Genomic DNA, 6,002 nt, shown 5'->3' on the forward strand with positions numbered 1-6,002 from the left:
ACATTGGGCTATTTGGCGCCCGATGTGTATGAAAAAGTAGGATCCAAAAAACTCACTTGAAACTGTCCACTAAAACTTGACCACGACAAACAGCGCACGCCTTGGATCCCCGAAGCCGGCCCTGCGCGCGGCGTGCCCGAATCGCCCGCCCCAACTTGACCGTCCACGACGCTCGTGTCGCTAATGTAGTGGCAGCCCTTGTGGCTGCCATCGGCGATAATCGTTGCGGTATTTTTAGAACACCGATGGCAGCCACAAGGGCTGCCACTACATGAGTGGCGGATACGTTTACGTTGGGATGATCCTTGCGGTCGCCGATAACCCAATCGGCTCTGCCAATTTGTAGCGGCACCCCTTGTGGGTGCCACCCGTCGACCCTGTCACAGCCATCCTTTTAGCGCACTGTTGGCGGCAATGACATCCGTCCTGATTACATCCATCCTTTCAGCGCACTGCTGGCGGCGATCAACGCCAGGCCGGCGGTTTCGGTGCGGAAGATGCGTTTGCCGAATTGCACGGCGCCCAGGGTGTGGCGCGCGGCCAGGGCCTGTTCTTCTTCGGACCATCCTCCCTCGGGTCCGACCAGGAGCATCAGCCCTTGGTTGTCGGGGCGCAGGGCTTGCGCCAGCGTTTGCGTTGCATCGGGGTCGCAGAACAGGATTTGTGTGGAGGTATCGATTTGCTCAAGGCAGGTCTGCAGCGATAGGGGCGCTGCGATGGACATGATGCGGTTGCGTCCGCATTGTTCGCTGGCGGCTTGCGCAATGCCTGCCCAGCGCCGCAGGCGTTTTTCCAGCCGCTCGCCGCTCAGCTGCGAGACGCTGCGCTGCGCGGCAATGGGAATGAGTCGTTGAGCACCCAGTTCGACCGCCTTTTCGACGATCCAGTCCATTTTGTCGCCCGAGGGTATGCCTTGGGCGAGCGTAATCGGGCCCGGCAGTTCCCGGTCTATTAGACGTAGCGCGCCCAGCTGGGCGTAGCCCTTTTTCCCTTCGATCTGCAGGCCGGCGGGGTATTCGCCGCCTTGACCGTCGAACAGTACGATTTCTGCGCCGGCGCCAAGCCGCAAAACCCGCAGGGCGTGGTGTGCGACCTGTTCGGGCAGTTCAAGGAGCTGGTGCGCCGCAAGCGGGCAGGGACAGTAGAAGCGGGGAATGACCATAATGAATATTAACGCGAGGGATAAGGTTTTGGGAGACGGGCGTTCTCAGTCCGAAGACGTATCCGTAGCGGATGTAGCGGCAGCCCTTGTGGCTGCCATTTCGCGCCTGACACACAAGATAGCCGCTCCGACATGCAAGGTCGCGGCCGGTGGTAAAATCCAAAGCTTTGCAAATCACGTGGTTGCGCGGCGGTTCCGGCTGCTTGCGGGCCTCTCTTGTGAGTGTTTAATGAGTTTATCGCCCGCCCACGATTCATCCATGGCCAATGCCATTCGTGCATTGGCCATGGATGCGGTTCAACAAGCCAACTCGGGTCACCCGGGAGCGCCCATGGGCATGGCCGATATCGCCACGGTGTTGTGGACGCGCCATTTGCGCCATAACCCCGCCGATTCGACATGGGCGGATCGCGATCGCTTCGTGCTGTCCAATGGCCACGGATCCATGCTGCTTTATGCGTTGTTGCATCTGAGCGGCTACGATCTGCCTATCGATGAGCTGAAAAATTTCCGGCAGTTGCATTCGCGCACGCCCGGCCACCCCGAGGTGGGGATCACGCAAGGGGTCGAGACGACGACGGGGCCTCTGGGCCAGGGTTTGAGCAACGCCGTGGGGATGGCCTTGGCCGAGGCTTTATTGGCGCAAGAGTTCAATCGCCCCGGCCATGCGGTGATCGATCATTGCACCTATGCTTTTGTCGGCGATGGCTGCCTTATGGAGGGTATTTCCCACGAGGCCAGTTCGCTGGCGGGCACGCTTAAACTGTCCAAACTGATTGTTTTTTATGACGATAACGGCATTTCCATCGATGGCGAGGTCAAGAACTGGTTTGCCGATGATACGCCCGGGCGTTTCGAGGGTTATGGCTGGAATGTGTTGCGCCATGTGGATGGCCACGATGCCGCGGCGCTTGATGCGGCGATGGTTCAGGCCAGGCAGTTCGCGGCCGAAGGCCGGGGGCCCACCCTGGTGTGCTGCCGCACGGTCATAGGCAAGGGCGCCCCGAACATGGCCGGTACTGAAAAAGTGCATGGCTCCCCTTTGGGCAAAGATGAAATTGCCGCAGCACGCGTGGCGCTGGACTGGCCGTATGGGCCATTTGAAATACCGGCCGATATTTATCGGGATTGGGATGGCAAGCCCCGTGGTCAGTCACTGCAGGATGCCTGGCAGCAGCGTTTCGACGCCTATGCCGAGGCGTTTCCGGCTCAAGCCGCCGAGCTGCGGCGCCGTCTGGCGGGCGATTTGCCCGCAGGCTTCGCCGAGCAGGCTCAAGCGTTTATCGGGGCGACCGCTGCCCGCGCCGAAACCGTGGCCAGCCGCAAGGCTTCGCAGTTGGCCATTACGGCGTTTGCCGAGCTGCTGCCTGAACTGCTGGGCGGGTCGGCCGACTTGACCGGATCCAACTACACCGACTGGAAAGGAGTGACGCCGGTCAGGGCCACGGAACAGGGCCTGCAATTCGGCCGCCATATCAATTACGGCGTGCGCGAGTTCGGCATGGCGGCCATTATGAATGGGGTGGCGCTGCATGGAGGGTATCTGCCCTTTGGCGGCACGTTCCTGACTTTTTCCGACTATTCGCGCAACGCCCTGCGCATGGCCGCGCTCATGAAGCAGCGCGTGGTGCATGTCTTTACGCATGATTCGATTGGCCTGGGTGAGGACGGCCCCACGCATCAGTCGGTGGAGCACGCGGCGAGCCTGCGTTTGATTCCCAATTTGCATGTATGGCGTCCTTGCGACACGACCGAGACGGCATTGGCCTGGATGGCTGCCGTTCAGCGTCCGGCCAGCGTGGGCCTGAAGGTGCGCGAGGGCGGGCCCAGTGCTTTGCTGCTTTCACGCCAGAATCTGCCGTTTGTCGAGCGTGACGCGCAAACCATCGCCGCTATTGCGCGCGGCGCCTATGTGTTGCGCGACGCTATCGAACCGCGCGCGGTCATAATCGCCACGGGTTCCGAGGTGGGGTTGGCGCTGGGTGCGCAAGAGCAGCTTGCGGCTCGCGGTGTGGCGGTTCGCGTGGTGTCCATGCCTTGCGCCGAGGTGTTCGATGCGCAGGACGCCGCATGGCGCGCTGCGGTATTGCCCAAGGGTTTGCCGCGGGTGGCGGTCGAGGCCGGCGTGACGGCGGGCTGGTATAAGTATGTAGGCCTGGATGGCGCTGTGGTGGGTCTGGATACCTTCGGTGAGTCGGCACCCGCGGGGGTGTTGTTCAAACATTTTGAGCTGACTGTCGAGCGTGTGGCGGCGGCGGTCGAACGAATTTTATAAAACAGGAGAGTAATAATGACGATTCGCGTGGCAATCAATGGGTACGGGCGCATAGGCCGCAACATATTGCGTGCTCATTACGAAGACGGCAAGAAACACGATATCGAAATCGTGGCCATTAACGATTTGGGTGCGCCCAAAACCAATGTCCATTTGACTCAATACGATTCCGCTCATGGCAAGTTCCCAGGTACCGTGACCGTCGATGGCGAGCATATGGTCGTCAACGGCGATCGGATTCGCGTCCTGGCCAATCGCGATCCCGCGGCGCTCCCTTGGGGCGAGATGGGTGTGGATGTGGTGCTGGAGTGCACCGGTTTTTTTGCCACCAAGGAAAAAGCCAGCGCCCATCTTCGGGGCGGCGCGAAAAAAGTCATTATTTCGGCTCCGGGCGGCAAGGACGTGGATGCGACCATTGTGTATGGCGTGAACCACGGCGTGTTGAAGGCCAGCGACACGGTTATTTCGAATGCGTCGTGCACCACCAATTGCCTGGCGCCGTTGGTGCAGCCCTTGCATAAAGCGTTGGGGCTCGTCAGCGGCCTGATGACGACGGTGCATTCCTATACCAACGATCAGGTTCTGACCGACGTCTATCACGAAGACCTGCGCCGCGCGCGTTCCGCCACGACGAGCATGATTCCGACCAAGACCGGCGCGGCCGTTGCGGTGGGGCTGGTTTTGCCTGAATTGAACGGCAAGCTCGATGGCTACTCGATCCGCGTTCCCACCATCAATGTGTCGATTGTGGATTTGTCGTTTGTGGCGTCGCGTGAAACCACGGTCGAGGAAGTCAACGGCATTCTCAAGGCCGCGTCCGAAAGCGGCCCGCTCAAGGGCATACTGGAATACACCACGGCGCCTCTGGTTTCGGTCGATTTCAATCATAATCCGGCGTCCAGCACGGTGGATGCGGCCTTGACCAAAGTGTCGGGCACCTTGGTCAAGGTGGCTTCCTGGTACGACAACGAGTGGGGCTTCTCCAACCGCATGCTCGATACCACGGTAGCGTTGATGTCCGCTAAATAAATAATCGCTGATCGTTGCGGTCAGTATGTGGGGCGGGGCGACCCGCCCTTGCCATATCTGCTTTTTTGAGTATTTCTATGTCTATCGTCAGAACACTTGCTTCCCTGGCTCAATCCGGCGCGCTTTCCGGCAAGCGTGTATTTATACGCTCGGATTTGAATGTGCCCCTGGATGCGTCCGGCGAAATCACTGAAGACACGCGCATACGCGCTTCGGTGCCGGCGATACGCATGGCGCTGGATGCGGGCGCTTCGGTGATGGTGGCGTCGCATCTGGGGCGGCCTAAAGAAGGGACGGTGAGCGCGTCCGATACGCTCGCGCCTGTGGCTGCGCGGTTGTCAAAATTGTTGGGAATTCCTGTTTCGCTGGTGCCTGACTGGGTGGGTGGAGTGCAGCTTGAGCCTGGGCAGGTTGTGCTGTTGGAGAACTGCCGTTGCAATGTGGGCGAGAAGAAGAACGATGAGGCGTTGTCCAGAAAGATGGCGGCGCTGTGCGATGTCTACGTGAACGATGCCTTCGGCACGGCGCATCGGGCCGAAGCCACGACGCACGGCATGGCGCGTTTCGCGCCGATAGCGTGCGCCGGCCCTTTGCTGGAAGTCGAGTTGCTTGCGTTGGGGCGTGCGCTGGAAAATCCGAAGCGTCCGATGGTGGCGATTGTGGGGGGCTCGAAGGTGTCCACCAAGGTGTCGATCTTGCTGTCGTTGGCCGACAAGGTTGATCAACTGGTGGTGGGCGGAGGCATTGCCAATACGTTTATGCTGGCGGCGGGCCTGAAGGTGGGCAAGTCTTTGGCCGAGCCCGATCAGGTCGAGCGGGCCCGAGCGGTGATTGATCTGATGAAAAAGCGGGGGGCGGCGGTGCCGATCCCGGTGGATGTAGTGTGCGCCAAGTCTTTCGGTCCGGAGGCCCGCGGCAGTGTGAAGGCAGCCGATCAGGTGGCCGATGACGATATGATTCTGGATATCGGACCGCAAACGACGAAGCATTTGGCGGATATTTTGCGCCGTGCCGGCACTATTGTCTGGAATGGCCCGGTGGGTGTTTTTGAACTGGAGGCCTTTGCGAAGGGGACTGAAGGCGTGGCGCAGGCGGTGGCGGAGTCGGCGGCGTTTTCGATTGCCGGCGGCGGGGATACGCTGGCGGCGATTGCGAAATTTCATATTGCCGACAAGGTGGATTACATTTCCACGGGAGGCGGCGCGTTTCTGGAATTCCTGGAAGGCAAGGCTTTGCCTGCGGTTGAAGTTCTTGTGCAAAGAGCAAAGTAGCGCGTCTGGTTTTTGTAGCGCCACCCTGTAGCGCCACCCCTTGTGGGTGGCATTCGCTGAAGGTGGCATTTTTTTGCATTAACCTTGTCTTGCCCAGAACCTTCTAGCCCCGCGCCGTGGCCAGTCAAGGCGGGTCGGGCTCGGACGGGCACGGTTCTGGCTGCGCCAGAACTTCCCGCGCGCAGGGCCGGCTTCGGGGCGGCGTGCGAACTCGTGGGGCGAATAGCCCACTGGGCTATTCGCAATCGTCCCACTCAAACAGCGC

At 60.4% G+C, this 6,002-nt stretch carries 4 protein-coding genes; 3 read left to right on the forward strand and 1 reads right to left on the reverse strand.

Going from position 1 to position 6,002, the window contains the following annotated elements; translation table 11 throughout:
* Positions 1-430: 430 nt before the first annotated feature.
* Positions 431-1,162: a 16S rRNA (uracil(1498)-N(3))-methyltransferase gene (locus EDC26_RS19955; RefSeq protein WP_132586493.1), complete on the reverse strand. Its 732-nt coding sequence runs from the start codon at positions 1,160-1,162 to the stop codon at positions 431-433.
* A gap of 229 nt (positions 1,163-1,391) precedes the next feature.
* Here EDC26_RS19955 and tkt point away from each other — a divergent pair, with 229 nt between their 5' ends.
* From tkt to EDC26_RS19970, 3 genes are all read left to right on the forward strand, one after another.
* A complete protein-coding gene (gene tkt, locus EDC26_RS19960; protein WP_132586496.1) occupies positions 1,392-3,437 on the forward strand; it encodes a transketolase in 2,046 nt (681 codons plus the stop codon).
* A 15-nt stretch (positions 3,438-3,452) separates the two neighbouring features.
* The gene (gene gap / locus EDC26_RS19965; protein ID WP_132586499.1) at positions 3,453-4,466 is read left to right on the forward strand and encodes a type I glyceraldehyde-3-phosphate dehydrogenase; all 1,014 of its coding nucleotides are present in this window, start codon (positions 3,453-3,455) and stop codon (positions 4,464-4,466) included.
* Between the two features lie 77 nt (positions 4,467-4,543).
* Positions 4,544-5,737, forward strand: a complete 1,194-nt coding sequence (locus EDC26_RS19970; RefSeq protein WP_132586502.1) for a phosphoglycerate kinase — start codon at positions 4,544-4,546, stop codon at positions 5,735-5,737.
* Positions 5,738-6,002 lie beyond the last annotated feature (265 nt).

It is taken from the genome of Paralcaligenes ureilyticus (assembly GCF_004346225.1).
GTDB lineage: Bacteria > Pseudomonadota > Gammaproteobacteria > Burkholderiales > Burkholderiaceae_B > Paralcaligenes > Paralcaligenes ureilyticus.